The sequence below is a fragment of the Sorangium sp. So ce406 genome (assembly GCF_051474675.1).
Classification (GTDB): domain Bacteria; phylum Myxococcota_A; class Polyangia; order Polyangiales; family Polyangiaceae; genus Sorangium; species Sorangium cellulosum_G.
Genome location: NZ_CP150340.1, coordinates 12,164,109 through 12,181,394, shown reverse-complemented (window position 1 = coordinate 12,181,394; position 17,286 = coordinate 12,164,109). Strand labels below are relative to the sequence as shown.

Genomic DNA, 17,286 nt, shown 5'->3' with positions numbered 1-17,286 from the left:
GCCGCGACGAGGACCGCCCGTGCCACGGCGACCTCAGGCCGAGAACCCGCCGTCGACCGCGATCGTCGCGCCCGTGATGAAGCGCCCGCCCTCGCCGGCGAGGTGCGCGACCGTGGCGGCGATGTCGTCGGCGCTGCCGTAATGCGGGACCGCGAGCAGGCCCCGCTGATGGTCGGCCCCCGGGCCGTGGGCCGGGTTCATGTCCGTGTCGGTGGGGCCAGGCTGGACGAGGTTGGCGGTGATGCCGCGCGGCCCGAGGTCGCGGGCGAGGCCCTTCGTGAGCCCCACCAGTGCGGCCTTGCTCATCGAGTAGAGGGTGGTGCCCGGCCCCGGCGCCCGCTCGGCAAGGCAGCTCCCGATGCTGATGATGCGCCCGCCAGCGCCCATGCGCCGCGCCGCGGCCTGCGAGGCGAGGAAGACGGCCTTCACGTGGATCGCCAGCGTCCGGTCGACGTCCTCGAGCGTCACGGCCTCGAGCGGCCCCATCAGCGCGATGCCGGCGTTGTTGACGAGGATGTCGATCCGGCCAAGCTCGGCCGCCGTCCGCTCGACCGCGCCGACCACCGCCGCCGGATCCGCGCTGTCCGCCGCGATCGCCAGCCCCCGCCGGCCCGCCGCCTCGACCTCGGCGACCACCGCGCGCCCCTTCTCCGCGGCGCTCACGTACGTCAGCGCCACGTCCGCCCCGCCCCGCGCCAGCCTCCTGACGATCGCCGCGCCAATCCCGCGGCTGCCCCCGGTCACCAGCGCCACCTTGCCCGCAAGCTCCACCATGATTACCTCTTTTCTGTGCCGATCGATACACAACGTATACCCCGCCGCCTCAACGTGGGTCAATCGATTTTTTTAGTGATCGACACAGAAAGGTCTGGGTGATGGCCGGACGGGGGCGCCCGCGCAGCTTCGACCGGGCCGCGGCCTTGCGGCGGGCGATGGAGGTGTTCTGGGAGCGGGGCTACGAGGGCACGTCGCTCAGCGATCTCACGGCCGCGATGGGCATCAACTCGCCGAGCCTGTACGCCGCGTTCGGCTGCAAGGAGGCGCTGTTTCGCGAGGCGGTGGCGCTCTACACCGAGGTCGAGGGCGCGGCGGCGAGCCGCGCGATGCGCGAGGAGCCCACGGCGCGCGGGGCGGTCGAGGCGATGCTGCGCAGCAACGCGGAGGCCTACGTGAGCCCGGGCAAGCCGAGCGGCTGCATGATCGTGCTCGCGGCGACGCTCGGCACGCCGGAGAGCGAGGCCGTGCGCTGCCACCTCGCCGAGGTCCGGCGGAGCGCGCAGGACGCGCTCCAGCGCCGGCTGGAGCGCGGCGTCGCCGAGGGCGACCTGCCGGCGGGCACCGACACGGCGGCGCTCGCCGCCTTCTACACGACCGTCCTCAGCGGCCTCTCGCTGCAGGCCCGCGACGGCGCCCCGCGCGAGTCGCTCCAGGCGATCGTCGACTGCGCCATGGCCGCCTGGGACGTGCTGGCCAGACCGCACGCCGCGGTCTAAGCGGTATCTGAGCGGGGCGATCGCGCCGGCGCGGCGCTGGTGTCGAGTTGCGTCGAGGCCGGCGGCGGCGATACGTTGAGGTCGTTCGACGCTGCAGTGAGGCCCGCACGAGGTGCGTTGTCATGGGAAATGAGTTCGTCGAGCACCCCTCGCATTCGGCCGAGTACTTCGGCGATACGCGCGATAGCTGGTGGAACCACGATTACGTCGAGCTGCTCGCGCGGCGATGGGGCCTGAGCCGCGTGCGCGAGGTGCTCGACGTCGGGTGCGGCGTCGGGCACTGGGGGCGCGTGCTCGGCGGGGTGCTGCCGAGGGCGGCGCGCATCACCGGCGTCGACCGCGACCCCGTGTGGGTCGAGAAGGCCGCCGAGCGCGCGGCGGCGCGCGGGGAGGCGGAGCGGTTTCGCTACCAGGTCGGGGTCGCCGAGGCGCTGCCGTTCGACGGCGACACGTTCGATCTCGTGACGTGCCAGACGGTGCTGATCCACGCGGCGGACCCGGGCGCGATGCTCGCCGAGATGGTCCGCGTCACGAGGCCGGGCGGGCTCGTCGCGGTGGCCGAGCCGAACAACCTGGCGAGCGCCCTGCTGAGCGCGGCCGTGCTGCAGGCGCCGGTGGACGAGACGCTCGCCCTCGTGCGCTTCCAGCTCCTGTGCGAGCGCGGCAAGGCGGCCCTGGGCGAGGGGCACAACTCCCTGGGAGAGCTCATCCCCGAGCTCTTCGCCAGACACGGTCTCACCGATATCCAGGTCTACCTCAACGACAAGGCGAACGTGCTGCTGCCTCCCTACAGGTCGGCGGAGCAGCGGGCGACGGTGGAGGAGATCGCCGACTTCGCGCGGCGCGAGTTCTGGATCTGGAGCCGGGGCGATACGCATCGGTATTTCCTCGCCGGCGGAGGCGAGGAGCAGGAGTTCGAGGGGTGCTGGGCGGCGGCGATGGCAGCGGCCCAAAGGACCGCCGAGGCGATCGCCAGCAAGAGGTACGCGAGCGCCGGCGGCGGCGTCGGCTATGTCGTGTCGGGGACGAAGCCGTCGCCGCCCTCGAGCCGCCACATGAACGCCCGCGTCCACCGGAGTCCCTGACATCGCCTGGCGCGGTTCCCGGAAGAGAAGGGATGAACCGCCAGGACGCCAGGAGCGCCAAGGAGAGAGTCGCCTCGCGCCGCCATGGGCCGCGCCGGTGGCGGCGGCGCGTCGCCTTCGCGCCGTGGTAGGGTGCGACGCGCATGCGTACTTCACGCACAGGGGCGCAAGCGCTGCTTGTCGCCATCGTGCTCCCGTGCGTTGCGACCCTCGCCTCGAGCGCCGCGCGCGCCGACGATCGCCCCTTTGCCTTGCGATGGACGGCCCCCGCCGACTGCCCCTCGGGCGCGGCCGTCGAAGCCGAGATCACCCGGCTACTCGGGGACCAGAGCCCCACCTCGAACGGTACACTTCGGGCGGCGGGCACCATCACGCCCGCGGGCACGGGCTTTGTGCTGTCCATCGAGATCTCTCGCGATGGACGGGAGAGCGCGCGAACCGTGCGCGGCGCGACGTGCCGTGCGCTGGCCGACGCGGGGGCCCTCATGGTGGCGATGGCGATCGATCCGGAGGTCGCGACGCGGTCGGACAACCTGGCGACGGGCGATCGTTCGAGCGCCGGGGCGAGTCCCGCCCATCCCGCCCCGGAGCCCCCGGCCGCCGCGGCTCGGACCGCCGAGCCCACGCCGCCCAGGGTTCCGTCGAGGTCCGTGCCCCCGACGAGGGGACGCGAGCGGCCGACGGAGGGCGTGGCCGAGAGGGCTCCCCTTTTTCGCATCGGGCTCGGCGGCATGAGCGACCTGGGCACGATGCAGCACCTGAGCGGCGCCATCGAGCCCTGGGCCGGCGTCGTCGTCGGCCCCGCGCGGCTGGAGGTCGGGGCGTCGTTCTGGGCCAGGAACACGGCGGAGTCCGCAGCCAGACCCGAGAGCGGCGGGACCCTCGATCTCATCGCCGGCTCGCTCACGGCGTGCGCCCTCTTGCCGCCTCTTGCGCGCGCCGTTCGACCGCATTTCGAGATCGGTGTGCCTTGCGCCGGATTCGAGGTCGGCCGCATGCGCGCCGAGGGGTACGGCGTGAGCGACCCGGGTGAAGGAAGCGCCTTGTGGGCGGCCTTGCGCGGCGGCGCGGCGGCGGCGTGGGTCGTCGAGCCGTGGGTGCGCCTGAGGCTCCGTCTCGAGGCGGTGGTGCCGCTCAGGCGCCCGCGCTTCGTGCTCGAAGGCGTCGGCGAGGTCCACGAACCGAGCGTCGCGGCGCGGGCCGCCCTGGGGCTCGAGCTCGCGTTTTGATGGGCGTGGTCGTTTTTCTTCACGGGATCGGCGTGCGCTGGCCATGGGCGAGAGTGGCCGCCCATGCCTTCACCCTGGGTGCCGATCCTGCCGGGGCGGAGGTTGCGCCCCCGGCAGGGTCGGCGGACTGCGAGGTGGCGCTCGAGTTCGACGCGATCTACGAGCGCCACTTCGATTTCGTCTGGCGCAACGTACGCCGGCTCGGCGTCCCGGACTGCCACGCCGACGACGCGGTGCAGGAAGTGTTTCTCGTCGTCCACCGAAAGCTCTCGACGTTCGAGCCCCGTTCCACGCTCCGCGCGTGGCTCTCGGGCATCGTCGCGCGCGTCGCGCGGGAGCACCGCAGGGCCTACGCGCGCAAGAGCCCGCTCGCGAGATCCCTGTCCCCTCCCCTCGATCCGGACCAGGTGGAGAGCGGCGCGGCCAGCAGTGACGAAGCGCTGGCGCAGGCGCAGGCGACGCGGCTCTTGCACGCGCTGCTCGAGGGGCTCGACGACAACAAGCGCGCCGTCTTCGTGCTCGCGGAGCTCGAGCAGATGACGGTGCCGGAGATCGCGGAGGCGACCGGAGCCAACGTGAACACCGTCTACGCGCGCCTCCGGGCGGCTCGCAAGGAGTTCGAGCAGGGCGCGGCGCGCCTGCGGGCGCGCGACGGGTGGAGGTCGCGATGAACGCGAGGCCCCGGCGCGCGGCGGGAAGCACGCAGAAAGGAGCGGAGGCATGAGTCAGCTCGGGCCCCTGTCGCGATCGATCCTCGAGGCTGCCCGCAACGGCGACCGGAGCACGGCGGCGGACCGCGCGCGCGTGCGCGCGAAGCTCCGCCGGAGCCTGGCCCTCGGCACGGCGGTCACGGCGGGCGGCGCCGCGAAGGCCGGCTTTGCGATGGTCCCGGCGAAGGCGTTGCTGCCGTGGGGAATCGTGGCGGTGCTCGCGCCCGCGGCGGTCGTCGCCACGCTGCACACGACGCAGGGCGGGCCGAGGGCCGTTCCGCGCGCGAGCCATGTCGGCGCCGTGGTCACCGAGCGCGCGCGCGCGGCGGTCGCGGGGCAGCCGGCGCCGAGCGACGACCGCGCGCCCGCGGAGCGCCCGCGCGAGCCGGCGCTGCCGATCGAGCCCGCGGAAGCCAGGAAGCTCGACCCGTCGCAGGCGGCGCTCGAGCGGCCCGCGACGCCCGGGAGAGCGCCTCGGTCGGCCCCTGCCGGCGGACCGGGTGCGCCGCCCCAGGTGCCGGCAGAAGATCCGCTCGTCGCCGAGACGCGGCGGCTGCGCGAGGTCCACGAGGCGCTCCGGCGTGGCGACCCGGAGCGCGCTCTCTCGCTGCTCGACGCCGCGGATGCGGGCGGGCACGAGCTGCGGGAGGAGCGGGCCGCTGCCCGCGTCGTGGCGCTCTGCAACCTCGACAAGACAGCGGAAGGTCGCGCGGCGATGCTCGATTTCCTGCGGGAGAGCCCCGGTTCGCCATATTCGGGCCGCGTGCGCTCTGCGTGCGAAGGGAAATGACGCGAGAGGGATTTTCTCACACGGATCGCTCGGTTCGCGGCCATTGGCCAGGGAGAGGAGCGAACATGAAAATCCAGATGTTCATCAGCGCAGCGAGCCTGACGATCGCGACGGCGATGTTCTCGTGTACCCCCGACATCATCGCGATCGGCCATGACAGTCAACAGGTCGCGTGCACCACCGACGCCGAGTGCGGCCAAGGAGAGACCTGTGGCGCGGGCGCGTGCCGGACGAGCTGCGTCACGGACGCGGAGTGCCCTTCGGGGCTCTCCTGCGTGAGCGGCGACTGCGTCGATGGCGCCGAGTCCAGCGAGTGCATCGCGGACGCGGAGTGCCCTTCGGGGCTCTCCTGCGTGAGCGGCGCCTGTGTCGCTGGCGCCGTGTCCAGGGAGTGCATCGCAGACGCGGATTGCCCTTCGGATGACTTCTGCTCCAAGACCGGTTTTTGCACCCATGGCGGTGGGTTCTCCTGCACGACCGACGCCGACTGCCCCCTCCATGGTCAGATCTGCGGCGGTGGCACCGGCTGCGAGGGCCCGGGGGTGCAGGCCTGCGGGCCGGAGTACGGGGAGTGCCCTGAAAATTACGTGTGCATCGCCGAGAACTGCAAGTCCACGCTGCCTCCGCCCGGCTCCCGATGCGTCACAGACGCGGATTGCCCTTGGGATCACTTCTGCGGCAAGGCTGGTATCTGCAGCAATGGCGCTGGGTCCTGCACGACCGAGGCCGACTGCCCCGTCGATGGTCAGGCCTGCTGGGATGGCGAGTGCTCGGGTCCGGAGAGCTCGGCGCAGAGCTGCGCGTCGGACGTGGAGTGCCCTGAAAACCACGTGTGTATAGAGGAGCTCTGTCGGCCCACGCCGTGACACCGCGTCCTCACGCTCCCCCGAGATCCCGACCAGAGCGACGGCTCGCGCCCGTTCGCCAGCACAGGTTCGGCCCTCGGTGGCGAGGGGCTAGGTGGGCTCGTTCATCGGCCGCATCACGATCTGCACGATGCGCGAGCGGTCGCGCGGCAGCGCGGCGAGCACCACGGCCTCCGCCACGTCCTCGGCCGTGGAGAAGCCCTGCATGCGCTCCGAGCCGGCGGTCCGGCCGTCGCCGATCGCGAAGTGGGTCTCGACGCCGCCCGGACAGACGGCGCTCACCTTGATGTTCTCCTGCCAGAACTCGCGGTCGAGCGCCTGCGTCAGGCCGACCTGCGCGAACTTGGACGCACAGTAGATGGCCTCGTTCGGATAGCCCTGGAGGCCGGCGACGCTGGCGACGTTGATGATGTGGCCGCCCCCCTGCCGGCGCATGTGGGGGATGACCTCGCGGCAGAACAGCCAGGTCCCCTTCATGTTCGTCGCCATGATGCGGTCGTAGTCGTCCTCGGACCACTCGAGGAAAGGCCGGTAACCGCCGACGCCCGCGTTGTTGACGAGGATGTCGATCCGCCCGAGCTCGCGGACCGCCCGCTCCACGCACGCGGCCACGGAGGCGGCGCGGGTGACGTCGGCCTCGATCATCAGCGCGCGGCCGCCCGCCGCGCGGAGCTCCCGCTCGAGCGCGCCCAGGTCCGCCGCGGTGCGCGCCACGCCGACCACGACGGCCCCCTCGCGGCCCAGCGCGAGCGCGCTGGCCCTCCCGATTCCCCTGCTCGCCCCGGTGATGAGCGCGATCTTGTCCTTCAGGCGCACGGTCTCCCCTCTCCGCCGCGCGCAGCGTGGAACGAAGCGCCGCTCCCCCGCGCCGGCCGCGGGCACCGTATCACGGGCGCGGCTTGCCGGCGCGCAGCCGGTAGGCGACCTCGGGCGGAGCGCCGTCGTGCAGCCACGCCTGCGCACGGTCGCCCTCGCTCCCCGGGTTGACCCAGACGATCGTCCGGAGCGCACGGACATGCCATGAGGCGCCGGCGAACAGGCCGCGCGCCGCGTCGTCCAGGGAGAGGATCGTCCGGTCTGCCGCCCGCGCTGCTTCGACCAGGTGGACGTCCTTGAGCATCGCCTCGCGCCCAGGCTCGGTCACCGGGGCAGCCTCGATTTCACCTCGCAACAAGTCATCCGGAGGCGTGTCCTCCAGGACCAACTTCTTGCGAGCGACCATGGCGACTCGCCATCGGGTGGCGAACACCGACTGGTGCTTGTTCCATTCATCGCGGACCGCCACTGGCATGACGGCCCGGTGGCAGACGTCGAGCACCGTCTTCAGGACGTCGCGGCAGTGCTTGGAGAGAGGGAACGTCGCGCCCTCGCCGCCCGCCGCGCGGGCGACCGAAGCATCGATGACGAGACGCCGAGATGCCTTGGCGCGCATCAGCGCCTGGCCATCCGCGCTTCCGCGGCGTCGAGATACCGGCTCTGCGCGGCCAGCGCGACCTCGTCGAAGTCTTCAGGCCAGTCGCCGAAGGCCCCCGCGTCGTCGAGTTCCGCGCTCCGGACCTCGGTCGCGCCGTCGTCGGTCTGGGAGAACCAGTGGAGCGCCACCAGGTCGGGAGATAGCGCTCCTTCTGCGACGAGCGACTGCACGCCGAGGAGCAGCAGCGAGCTGTGCGTCTCCGCGACGACGCGAACACCGCGAAGGGCGGCATCGACGAGGAGCTGCGCGAGGGCGACCTGCGCTCGCGGGTGCAGGTGGATCTCCGGCTCCTCGAGATAGACTAGCTGGCCGGGGCGCGCGGCGAGGAGCGCAACCATGACGGGCAGGCACTGCGATAGTCCGAAGCCGACGTCGGCGATGCTGACTAGGTCCTGCGCCCCGCCGCGCCCACCGTGACGCAGGCGCCCCACACGCAGCTCGACCTGTGTGTCGTCGATCCGCGCAGTCTCGACCTTCCACGTGAGGCCGAGCCTCTCCAGCGCCGCACCGAGCTGCTTCTGACGAATGTCCTTCGCGGCCTGCCAGTGATGGATGATGCTAGCTACGTAGGGCTCGAACGTGCCGGGGAAGGCGTCGCCGACAGCTGACGTCCTGTACGTGCGCGTAGGGTTGCCGCGAAGCGCGGGGACGTGAATGATGCCTAGCAAGCTGCTCATGATGACGGGCGATGGCTTCCGCAGCTCTGCCAGGAGGGTGATGAAGACGCCGGCCCAGCTTCCCTCGGCTTGAACGGAGAGAAAGCATCGTTCGCGGACGACGGAGATGTGCGGCAACGCTTTATGAATCTTGTTTCTTACCGCCTCCTCGTTGGGGAAGAGACGGAGGATCTCGTCCCGAGTCGCTCCGGCTCGTACCGTGAAACGCCTGCCGTCGGACTGCACGGTAGTCATCTCTACCACGTCGAAGCCCATGCCAGGTTGCTGCTTGAAGCGCACCTCTACCCGGGCCCCGTCGCTCACCGCGACGGTAACCGCGAAGCCATCACTCAGCCGCCTCTTCCCGCTTCGCGAGAGCAGCTGCTCTGCAGCCGTGAACCGCACATGCGGCCCGTCGAGCAGGAGCGCGCCGGGATCGTAGGGCGTCTCGAGCGTCTGCTTGAGCAGTAGCGGCGCCTGCATCACGCTCGACTTACCTGAGCTGTTGGCACCAGCGAGGAGTGTCAACGGCCGTATCTCGACCTCTGTCCGCTGCCGCAGCGACTTGTATCCCTCGACCGCGATGGCACTGATGCCCGCAGCAGGCGGCGCCTGCTTCGAGCGCTGGGAGATCTTCTTCGTCCGCTCCGCTTTCGCCATCTTGCCAGAGCACTGTCCCACAGCACGCCGTCGAGGTCCAGACGCGCAGGCCTGGACGGATGCACCTGCCCGGCGGACCGCCGACGCTGGCCGGTGATGGCGCCGACCCGCTCCTGCCCCCGGGGGCAGCAACTCGAGCCCGCAGGCACCCGCGCCCGACGGTGCCGCCCCCGGCGCCCCCTACGCGACCCGCATGCAGTTGCATCACATTTGCAATTGACTTTCAGTTGAGCCGATCGCATACGGTGCGCCGCTGGCGGCGATGGCCCCGGCGGCACTGTCATGCTCACGGCGAAGAAGCTTTCGAAGTCCTACGGGGGCGTCCCCGCGCTCGACGCGCTCGATCTCGAGGTCCCTGCCGGCGAGGTGTTCTGCCTCCTCGGCCCGAACGGCGCGGGCAAGACGACCACGCTGAACCTGTTCCTCGGGTTCGCGAGGCCCTCCTCCGGCGCGGCGTACGTGGCCTCCGTCCACGTGGAGCCCGACCCGATCGCGGCGCGGCGGCAGATAGCCTATGTGCCGGAGCAGGTGAGGCTGTATCCGCACCTCACCGGCTGCGAGAACCTCGCGTATTTCCTCGGCCTGTCGCAGGCGCACGTGCCCCCCGCCGCGGAGCTCTCGCGGCTGCTCACCGCGGCCGGGCTGCCCGAGGGCGCCGTGCACCGCCCGGCGAGCGGGTACTCCAAGGGCATGCGGCAGAAGGTGGTCCTCGCCCTGTCGCAGGCGAAGAACGCCGGCGCGCTGCTCCTCGACGAGCCGACCTCGGGCCTCGATCCGGGCGCCGTCCGCGACCTCTGCGCGGCGATCCGGCGCGAGGGCGATCGCGGCGCCGCGGTGCTGATGGTGACCCACGACCTCGGCGCCGTCGCGAGCATCGCGCGCCGGATCGGCGTCATGAAGGCCGGCCGGCTGGTCGAGGTCGCGAGCGCCGCCGGCCTGTCCGAGGCCGACATCCTCTCGCTGTACCGCCGCCACTTCGACCCGCCCGGCGGCGCGACTCCCCAGCTCCCGTCGCGCCACGGCGCGTCCTCCGCGCCCACGTCAGAGGCCCTGTCATGACCCCGCGCGCGCACACCTCCCGGCTCGCGACCGCGCTCGCCGCGCTCCTCTCGGCCCGCGCCGCCGCGGCGGCGGACCCCACCGCCGCCGCGGCGCCCGCGCCGGCGGGCACCCCCGAGACCGCGGCGCCGGAGGCCTCTCCCGCGCTCGGCGAGGAGGTCGTCGTCATCGGCCAGCGCATCGGGCCGCTCGACAGCGCCGACGTCGTGACCTCGGTCGACGTCCTCGGCGGCGAGGAGATCCAGCATCAGAGCACCGCCGAGCCGCTCGAGCTGCTCCGGCGCGTCCCGGCGGTCTACGTCGAGTCCTTCAACCAGGGCATCATCAACGCCGACGTGGGGCTCCGCGGCTTCAACACGCAGGGCGACGTCGCCCACACGAAGCTCCTCATCGACGGCATCCCCAGCAACCACCACGTCGGCCTCCCCGACATGAAGGCCGTGTTTCCGCTCGAGATCGAGCGGATCGAGGTCGTCAAGGGCACGAACGACCCGCGCTACGGGCTCAACAACGTCGCCGGCAACATCCACGTCGTCACCCGCAAGACCGGGAGCGAGCGGATCGCCCGGCTCCTCGCCGGGAGCTTCTGGACCGTGGAGCCCCAGGTGCTCGTCGCCGACGAGCGCGGCGCGCTGAGCCAGACCTACTTCGCGGGCTACCGCGGGTCGGACGGCTACCGCGATCACGCGCGCAGCGACAAGGTCGCCGGCTCGGCCAAGTGGTTCTACGAGCCGTCCAGGGAGCTCCGGGTCGGGCTCATCGTGCGCGGCATGCTCCTCGACGCGGACGCCCCCGGCTACCTGTCCGCGGAAGACGCGCGCGCGCGCCCGAGATCGTCGCCCGCGCACTCGGCGACCGACGGCGGCCGGCAGGCGACCCTCCACGCGAGCGTCCACGTGGATCGCGAGCTCACCGAGGGCCTCTCCTGGCAGCTCAAGGGCTACGGGCAGGCGTTCTTGCGGGACCGCTGGGTGAGGTTCGACCCCGATCTCGACCAGCACCTCCGGATCGAGGACGACCGGCAATACGGCGCGATCTCGGTGCTCACCTACCGGGCGCGCGAGCCGCGAACGCTCGACCTCACCGTCGAGTGGGGCGTCGACTACCAGCTCCAGGACAGCAGATACCAGCGCATCCCCACGGTGGACCGCGCGCGGCAGGGCGCCGCGTTCCGCGATGAGGACTTCGACCTCCACGCCATCGGCTCTTACCTGCAGGCGAGCGCGCGCCCGCTCGAGCCGATCAAGCTCGTGGCCGCGCTGCGGGCCGACCGCCTCGCCGGCTCGGGCGGCTTCCTCGAGCAGCCCGCGGGAGAGGCGCCCCGCAGGGTCGACCGCGGCCTCAACGACTACGGCTTCATCTGGCAGCCCAAGGCGAGCGTCCTGGTGACGCCGGTGAAGGGGCAGAGCGTGTATGCCAATTACGGTCGCTCCTTCCAGATCGGCACGGGCAAGGGCGCCTACGCCACCCAGGGCACGCCGCTGGAGCCGTCGATCAACGACGGCTGGGAGGTCGGCTACCGGTCGAGCGTCTTCCCCTGGCTCAAGGGCCACGTCGCGTACTGGGAGCAGCGCGCGAGCGGCGAGGTGCGGGACAAGGGCGACGGCTCCGGCGACGCCGAGAACGTCGGCGAGACGCTGCGCCGCGGCTTCGACGTCGAGCTCACGCTGCGCCCGTTCGATTTCGTCTCCGTGTGGGGCGCGTTCAGCCGCGCCATCTCCGAGCAGGTCGAGCCGGGCCCGGCGCTCGCCGCGAACAAGGGCAAGGAGCTCGACCACGTCCCGAGCTTCAGCGCGAAGGCCGGTATCGACGTTCACCCCACGCAGGATCTGCTCGTCTCGCTCTGGTGCTACGCGCAGGGCGACTACTACCTGAACAAGGAGAACCATACCGACGAGAACGGCTCGCGGAAGGTCGGCGACTACGTCGTCATCAACGCGAGCGCAGCCCACGACGTGTCCGAGTCGATCGCGCTCGGCGTCGAGGTGCACAACCTGCTCGACCAGTCGTACGACACGTCCATCTGGTACAAGGACTTCGGCGCCGCCGGGGCCCAGCACAACCCGGGCGACGCGCGCTCGGCGTACGTGACTGGCACCCTGAGCTTCTGAGGCGCCGCGGTCCCACGGGCCCAACAGGGAGTCAGCGCATGAGAGCCCTCTCGACAGCGGCGCGGCACGAGGCCATCCGCGCGCTGCGCAACCGCACCGTCCGCATCGCCGCCGCGCTCGTCGCGGCGCTCCTCGTCGCCGCCTTCCTGCTCGAGGCGGCGCGGCACACCCAGGAGGCCCGCCAGCGCGCGGCCTTCCAGGAGCTGGTCCACCGCCAGTGGGTCGATCAGCCCGATCGCCACCCGCACCGCGCCGCCCATTACGGCACCTTCGCCTTCCGCGCCCCGAGCCCCCTCGGCTTCTTCGATCCGGGCCTCGAGTCCTTCGCCGGCACGTCGATCTTCCTCGAGCCGCACCAGCGCAACGCGCTGAGCTTCAGCGAGGCCGGGCAGTCGAGCGAGCTCGCGCGCTTCGGGACCCCGAGCGCCGCCTTCGTCCTCCAGGTGCTGCTGCCGCTGCTCATCTTCTGCATGACGTTCGCCAGCGTCGCCGGAGAACGCGAGTCGGGGACATGGCGCCTCGCCGTCTCTCAGGGCGTCGACGCGCGCGTCCTCGTCGTCGGCAAGGTCCTCGGCACGCTGCTCGCCGTCGCGCTCTGGCTCACGCCGCTCCTCGCGCTCGCGATGGCGGGCGCCCTGCTCGCGGGCGTGCTCGACGCCTCCAGCGACACGATCCTCCGCGCGGCCGTGCTCGCGGGCGGATACGCCGTTTATCTGGCGGCCTGCACGGCGCTCGGCGTGCTCGTCTCGTCGTTCCACCGCCGCGCGCAGGGCGCCCTCCTGACGCTCCTCGGCCTGTGGGTCGCGCTCTGGATCGTCGTGCCGCGGCTCGCCACCCAGGCCGCGAGCCGCCTCCACCCGACGCCGTCGCGGGCCCAGGTCGAGCTCGACCTCGCGCACGCGATCCGCGAGGTCGGAGACAGCCACGACCCGAACAACCCCCACTTCCAGGAGCTCCGGCGCCGCACGCTGGCCGAGCACGGCGCGTCGCGCGTCGAGGACCTCCCGGTCAACTACGGCGGCGTCGTGATGCGCGAGGGGGAGAAGGTCACGACGGCGGTGTTCAACGACTACTACACGCGCCTGTTCGACGCGCACCGCGCCCAGGACGCGCTCGCGCTCCGCGCCGGCCTGTTCACGCCGCTGCTCGCGATCCGGTCGTTCTCGATGGGGATCGCCGGCACCGACGCCCACCACCTCGCCGACTTCGAGGAGCAGGCCGAGGCGTACCGCTACGCCTTCGTCCAGCACCTGAACCACCTCCACACCACGAAGATCCGCTGGCACAACGACAAGGCGCAGCGGGTCGATCGGGCGGAATGGAGCGAGTTCGCTCCCTTCCAGCAAAGGAAGGCTCCCGCCGCGTGGGCGCTGTCCCGCGTGGCGCCCGCCGGCCTGGCCGTGCTCGCGTGGGCGGCGGCGCTCTCGCTCGCCGTCGCGCTCTTCACCCGCCGCCTCGGAGAGGCGTCATGAGCTCCTTTTCCTCACGCTTTCTCGCGCGCGCGCGCCTGGAGCTCCACCAGATGCTCCGCGCGCGGACAGCCCTCGTCGTCGCTGCCCTCCTGCTCGTCGCCGGCGTCGCCGCCATCGTCGACGGCGCGTCCCGCGTCGCGCACGAGCGCGAGGTCATCGCGGCGCTCGAGCCAGCGCTCAGGGAGGAGGAGAGCTACCTCCGCAAGACGCACGCGCCGGAGGACGATCTCGGCCTCGTCCTCTACTACCTCGCGATGCCGGTCGCGCACGAGCCGAACGAGTGGACGGCGCTCTCGACCGGGCTGCGCGACGTGCACCCGTACAGCCGGCACCTGCGCTTCATCGGCCTCGTGCCGCAGCTCTACAAGACCGACATCGCCAACCCGCTGAAGCAGCTCTCCGGCAGCTTCGATTACGGGTTCGTCCTCATCTTCCTCGTCCCGCTCTTCATCATCGGCGTGAGCTACGATGTCCGGTCGCGCGACGACGATCTCGGCACCGAGCCGCTCGTCTGCTCCCAGCCGACCCGCCTGTCCCGCGTGCTCGCCCTCCGGCTCGCGCTGCGCGCCGCGCTGGTCTCCGCCGTCGCGCTCGCGCTGCTCGCCTTCGCCGTCGCCTGGCTCGGCCTCCCGCTCGACGCGCGCGCCGGCGCAATCGCGCTCGCGTCGCTCGCGTACATCGCGCTCTGGTTCGTCGTCGTGTTCCTCGTGGCCTCGCTGCGCCGCTCTTCCGCGTGGAACGCCATCTCGCTCGTGGGCGCGTGGATCGCGTGGTGCGTCCTCCTTCCCGCGCTCGTCAACCTCGCGATCATCACCGCCTCTCCCGCCCGCGGCGGCGTCGAGCTCACCCTCGCGCAGCGGCAGGAGATGAACGCCGGCTGGGACCGGCCGAAGCGCGCCACCCTCGATCCGTTCTTCGCGCGCCGGCCCGAGTGGGCGTCCACGCCGGTGCCGGAAGACCGCTTCTCCTGGCCCTGGTACTACGCCATGCACGAGATGGGCGACGCGCACGTCGCCCGGCAGGTCGAGGACTACCACGCTGCGCTCGCGCGCCGGGAGCAGTGGACCGCGCGGGCCGCCCTCGTCCTGCCGCCGCTCGCGCTGGAGCTCGTGCTCGACCGGATGGCGGGCACGGACATGGCCACGGAGCTCGCCTTCAGGGACAGCATCGCCGCCTACCACGAGCAGCTCAAGCAGTACTTCTATCCGCTCGTCTTCGATGACAAGGGCCTCGCCGCGTTCGACATCGACGCTGTCCCGCGCCACCGCTTCGACGGCGCCCCGCGCCCCGTGCACCTCGCCGGCCTCGCCGGGCTGCTCGGCGTCCTCGCGTTGCTCGGCGCGGCGCTCCCGCTGGCCGTCCGACGCATCGACGCGACGCCGTGGCTGGAGGAGGCGAGCGCCTCGGTCAAGGGCTCTTCCCGGCCGGCCGCCGGCCAGGGGTCGTCGAGCGCCCCTTACACGCTGCTGACCGGCGACGAGAAAGCAGGAGAGACGTGACCCATGGATGACCGAACGCCCCGGATCGAGGACATTCACGGTCTCGCGCTGGCCCCTCGCGAGGTCGACGCGCTCGCCGAGCCCATCCGAAGATTCTATCTCTCCCTGCCGCCCATGCTCTCCGCCGAGGAGATCGAGCAGGTCAACCGGGGCACGAAGGTCCTCGGAGGCGATTACGTCTACCGCGGGCTCGAGTTCGCGGTCCCGTCCGGCGTCCTCGTGCCGGGCGGGACGAGCGAGGTGATCTTCGACGCCCTCCACGACGGGCTCGTCGAGACGCAGGGCGCCGCCGTCATCGTGATGGGGTGCGGCGCGGGCGTCGAGCCCGTCCTCGCGCGGCAGCGCGGCGCCCGCGAGATCTACGCGATGGATATCCATGAAGCGAGCGTCGCGTCGAGCCTTGCGAGCTTCGAGCGGCACACGGGCGCGCGCGACCCCGGAAGGCACCACTTCCTTGTCTCGGACCTCTTCTCCGCGCTGCCGCCCGGCAGGCGCGCCGACGTGATCCTCTTCAACCCGCCCGCGAACCCGCTGCGCTCCGACGATCCCGATCTCACGCGGGTGAACTTCTCTGGCTCCGCGATCATGGTGAGCTTCTTCGACGAGATCGCCTCTCGAGCGCTGCTCGCGCCGGGGGGCAGGGTCGTCACCGTGCTCTCGAACGCCAGCAACCTCCAGGGCATCACGGCGCACGCGCTGCGCCGCGGCTTCAAGCCCGAGCTCCTGAAGCGGAAGACCTGGTCCGCTCCCTACGACAAGATCCTGACACACCTCCTCTCCTTCACGCTGTGACGAGGACTGGATCGATGGCCCAGCACCGCACGCAGCCTCGCCAGGAGGCCTTGAGCTTCGGGTCGTACTGGAAGCTCGCGCTCCCCCTCACCCTCGCCGGCCTGTCGGGGCCGATCATGAACGCGACCGACACCGCCGTCATGGGGCACTTCGGCGACGCGGCCACGATGGGGGGAGTCGCCGTCGGCAGCCAGATATTCAACACCCTTTACTGGCTCCTCGGCTTCTTCCGGACCAGCACGAGCGGCTTCGCGGCCCAGGCGCGCGGCGCCGAGGATCGCCAGGAGGCCGCGTTGCAGCTGTTCCGCCCGATGGTCTTCGCCGGCCTGGTCGGCTGCGTCTTTCTGGTGCTGCAGGGCCCCCTCGGGGCCGCCGGCCTCGATCTGATGGGGGCCCACGGGCAGGTCGAGTCCCACGCCGCGGCCTACTACGAGGCGCGCATCTGGGGGGCTCCCGCGGTGCTGATGGGCTACGTGGTCGCGGGCTGGCTCATCGGGATGGCCGAGGTGCGCTGGGCGATGCTGCTCTATGTCGGGATGGACCTGCTCAACCTCGTCCTGACCGTCACCTTCGTCACCGCGCTCGACCTCGGGGTGAGCGGCGTCGCCTGGGCCACCGTGCTGGCCGAGGTGGCGAAGGTCGTCGTCGGCTTCCTGGTGATCTGGCGCAAAGGCCACCTGCGCGGCGTCCATCTCCGGTGGCAGCACCTCGTCGATCTGCACGCCATCACCCGCATGTGGCGGGTGAACAGCGACGTCCTCGTGCGCACGACCTGCCTGCTCGGCGTCTTCGGCTGGATCACCCGCCAGAGCGCGCTCCTCGGCCCCGAGGTCCTGGCCGTCAACGCGATCCTCATGCACATGCAGCTCGTCATCTCCTGCGCGCTGGGCGGGCTCGGGAACACCGCGGGGATGCTCGCCGGCCAGGCGATAGGGGCCCAGTCCCGGGAGCGCTTCCACGACACGATCCGGCTCTCGTTCTGGACGGCGTCGCTGTCCGCGCTGGCCATCAGCCTCGCGTGCATCGTCGCGCAGCCGGCCATCCTCGGGCTGTTCACGCCGCTCGAGTCGATCGCGCAGATGACGGGCCGTTACTTCATCTGGATGGTCCTGTTCCCGGTCGCGATCTTCTGGAGCATGATCCTCGAGTGCGTCTTCACGGGCGCGACCCGGGCCGCCCCCGTCCGCAACTCGCTGCTCGCCGCCACCCTGGTCTTCTTCGTCACCTGGCCTGTCCTCGCGACCCGCTGGGGCAACCACGGGCTCTGGATGGCCTTCCTCCTGTTCAGCCTGACGCGCTCTGTCTATCTCCACCTGGCGCTCCCGAGGCTCCTGCCGGTGGCGTTCCCGGCGCGCCCTCGAGAGCCCGTCACCGCCTGACGCCACTCCGG

At 71.6% G+C, this 17,286-nt stretch carries 16 protein-coding genes; 12 read left to right on the top strand and 4 right to left on the bottom strand.

Annotated elements, in window-relative coordinates; genetic code table 11:
* Positions 1-33: 33 nt before the first annotated feature.
* The gene (locus WME96_RS45760; protein ID WP_437287838.1) at positions 34-774 is read right to left on the bottom strand and encodes a 3-oxoacyl-ACP reductase family protein; all 741 of its coding nucleotides are present in this window, start codon (positions 772-774) and stop codon (positions 34-36) included.
* Positions 775-875: 101 nt separating this feature from the next.
* Here WME96_RS45760 and WME96_RS45755 point away from each other — a divergent pair, with 101 nt between their 5' ends.
* From WME96_RS45755 to WME96_RS45730, 6 genes are all read left to right on the top strand, one after another.
* The gene (locus WME96_RS45755; RefSeq protein ID WP_437287837.1) at positions 876-1,493 is read left to right on the top strand and encodes a TetR/AcrR family transcriptional regulator; all 618 of its coding nucleotides are present in this window, start codon (positions 876-878) and stop codon (positions 1,491-1,493) included.
* A 122-nt stretch (positions 1,494-1,615) separates the two neighbouring features.
* The gene (locus tag WME96_RS45750) at positions 1,616-2,578 is read left to right on the top strand and encodes a class I SAM-dependent methyltransferase (protein ID WP_437287836.1); all 963 of its coding nucleotides are present in this window, start codon (positions 1,616-1,618) and stop codon (positions 2,576-2,578) included.
* 143 nt (positions 2,579-2,721) lie between these two features.
* Positions 2,722-3,807 carry a hypothetical protein gene (locus WME96_RS45745; protein ID WP_437287835.1) on the top strand — a complete coding sequence of 362 codons (1,086 nt, stop codon included), beginning with the start codon at positions 2,722-2,724 and terminating at the stop codon, positions 3,805-3,807.
* 53 nt (positions 3,808-3,860) lie between these two features.
* A complete protein-coding gene (locus WME96_RS45740) occupies positions 3,861-4,478 on the top strand; it encodes an RNA polymerase sigma factor (protein ID WP_437287834.1) in 618 nt (205 codons plus the stop codon).
* Between the two features lie 49 nt (positions 4,479-4,527).
* Entirely contained in the window at positions 4,528-5,307 is a 780-nt protein-coding gene (locus WME96_RS45735; protein ID WP_437287833.1) for a hypothetical protein, read from the top strand.
* A gap of 65 nt (positions 5,308-5,372) precedes the next feature.
* The gene (locus WME96_RS45730; RefSeq protein ID WP_437287832.1) at positions 5,373-6,173 is read left to right on the top strand and encodes a hypothetical protein; all 801 of its coding nucleotides are present in this window, start codon (positions 5,373-5,375) and stop codon (positions 6,171-6,173) included.
* A 90-nt stretch (positions 6,174-6,263) separates the two neighbouring features.
* Here WME96_RS45730 and WME96_RS45725 read toward each other — a convergent pair whose 3' ends face one another.
* The 3 genes from WME96_RS45725 to WME96_RS45715 form a co-directional block, all read right to left on the bottom strand.
* Entirely contained in the window at positions 6,264-6,989 is a 726-nt protein-coding gene (locus WME96_RS45725) for an SDR family oxidoreductase (RefSeq protein ID WP_437287831.1), read from the bottom strand.
* A 70-nt stretch (positions 6,990-7,059) separates the two neighbouring features.
* Positions 7,060-7,491: a hypothetical protein gene (locus tag WME96_RS45720; protein ID WP_437287830.1), complete on the bottom strand. Its 432-nt coding sequence runs from the start codon at positions 7,489-7,491 to the stop codon at positions 7,060-7,062.
* 113 nt (positions 7,492-7,604) lie between these two features.
* Positions 7,605-8,963, bottom strand: coding sequence for an AAA family ATPase (locus WME96_RS45715; protein ID WP_437287829.1), 1,359 nt, complete (start codon positions 8,961-8,963; stop codon positions 7,605-7,607).
* A 282-nt stretch (positions 8,964-9,245) separates the two neighbouring features.
* Between WME96_RS45715 and WME96_RS45710 the strand changes: the two genes are divergently transcribed.
* From WME96_RS45710 to WME96_RS45685, 6 genes are read left to right on the top strand one after another with little or no spacing between them, the layout of a single operon-like run.
* Positions 9,246-10,022 carry an ABC transporter ATP-binding protein gene (locus tag WME96_RS45710; RefSeq protein ID WP_437287828.1) on the top strand — a complete coding sequence of 259 codons (777 nt, stop codon included), beginning with the start codon at positions 9,246-9,248 and terminating at the stop codon, positions 10,020-10,022.
* Positions 10,019-12,133: a TonB-dependent receptor gene (locus WME96_RS45705; protein ID WP_437287827.1), complete on the top strand. Its 2,115-nt coding sequence runs from the start codon at positions 10,019-10,021 to the stop codon at positions 12,131-12,133. Before WME96_RS45710 ends, WME96_RS45705 begins: the two co-directional genes overlap by 4 nt.
* 38 nt (positions 12,134-12,171) lie before the next feature.
* A complete protein-coding gene (locus tag WME96_RS45700; protein WP_437287826.1) occupies positions 12,172-13,605 on the top strand; it encodes an ABC transporter permease in 1,434 nt (477 codons plus the stop codon).
* A complete protein-coding gene (locus tag WME96_RS45695) occupies positions 13,602-15,104 on the top strand; it encodes a DUF3526 domain-containing protein (protein WP_437287825.1) in 1,503 nt (500 codons plus the stop codon). Before WME96_RS45700 ends, WME96_RS45695 begins: the two co-directional genes overlap by 4 nt.
* Before the next feature lie 3 nt (positions 15,105-15,107).
* Positions 15,108-15,896 carry a methyltransferase gene (locus tag WME96_RS45690; protein ID WP_437287824.1) on the top strand — a complete coding sequence of 263 codons (789 nt, stop codon included), beginning with the start codon at positions 15,108-15,110 and terminating at the stop codon, positions 15,894-15,896.
* 14 nt (positions 15,897-15,910) lie between these two features.
* A complete protein-coding gene (locus tag WME96_RS45685) occupies positions 15,911-17,275 on the top strand; it encodes an MATE family efflux transporter (protein WP_437287823.1) in 1,365 nt (454 codons plus the stop codon).
* Positions 17,276-17,286 lie beyond the last annotated feature (11 nt).

Excerpts from the sequence above, each read along its gene's own strand:
- WME96_RS45730 (WP_437287832.1), top strand. The coding sequence starts at position 5,373 with ATGAAAATCCAGATGTTCATCAGCGCAGCGAGCCTGACGATCGCGACG.
- WME96_RS45735 (WP_437287833.1), top strand. The coding sequence starts at position 4,528 with ATGAGTCAGCTCGGGCCCCTGTCGCGATCGATCCTCGAGGCTGCCCGC.
- WME96_RS45685 (WP_437287823.1), top strand. The coding sequence starts at position 15,911 with ATGGCCCAGCACCGCACGCAGCCTCGCCAGGAGGCCTTGAGCTTCGGG.
- WME96_RS45710 (WP_437287828.1), top strand. The coding sequence starts at position 9,246 with ATGCTCACGGCGAAGAAGCTTTCGAAGTCCTACGGGGGCGTCCCCGCG.
- WME96_RS45755 (WP_437287837.1), top strand. The coding sequence starts at position 876 with ATGGCCGGACGGGGGCGCCCGCGCAGCTTCGACCGGGCCGCGGCCTTG.
- WME96_RS45700 (WP_437287826.1), top strand. The coding sequence starts at position 12,172 with ATGAGAGCCCTCTCGACAGCGGCGCGGCACGAGGCCATCCGCGCGCTG.
- WME96_RS45690 (WP_437287824.1), top strand. The coding sequence starts at position 15,108 with ATGGATGACCGAACGCCCCGGATCGAGGACATTCACGGTCTCGCGCTG.
- WME96_RS45695 (WP_437287825.1), top strand. The coding sequence starts at position 13,602 with ATGAGCTCCTTTTCCTCACGCTTTCTCGCGCGCGCGCGCCTGGAGCTC.
- WME96_RS45745 (WP_437287835.1), top strand. The coding sequence starts at position 2,722 with ATGCGTACTTCACGCACAGGGGCGCAAGCGCTGCTTGTCGCCATCGTG.
- WME96_RS45760 (WP_437287838.1), bottom strand. The coding sequence starts at position 774 with ATGGTGGAGCTTGCGGGCAAGGTGGCGCTGGTGACCGGGGGCAGCCGC.
- WME96_RS45750 (WP_437287836.1), top strand. The coding sequence starts at position 1,616 with ATGGGAAATGAGTTCGTCGAGCACCCCTCGCATTCGGCCGAGTACTTC.
- WME96_RS45715 (WP_437287829.1), bottom strand. The coding sequence starts at position 8,963 with ATGGCGAAAGCGGAGCGGACGAAGAAGATCTCCCAGCGCTCGAAGCAG.
- WME96_RS45705 (WP_437287827.1), top strand. The coding sequence starts at position 10,019 with ATGACCCCGCGCGCGCACACCTCCCGGCTCGCGACCGCGCTCGCCGCG.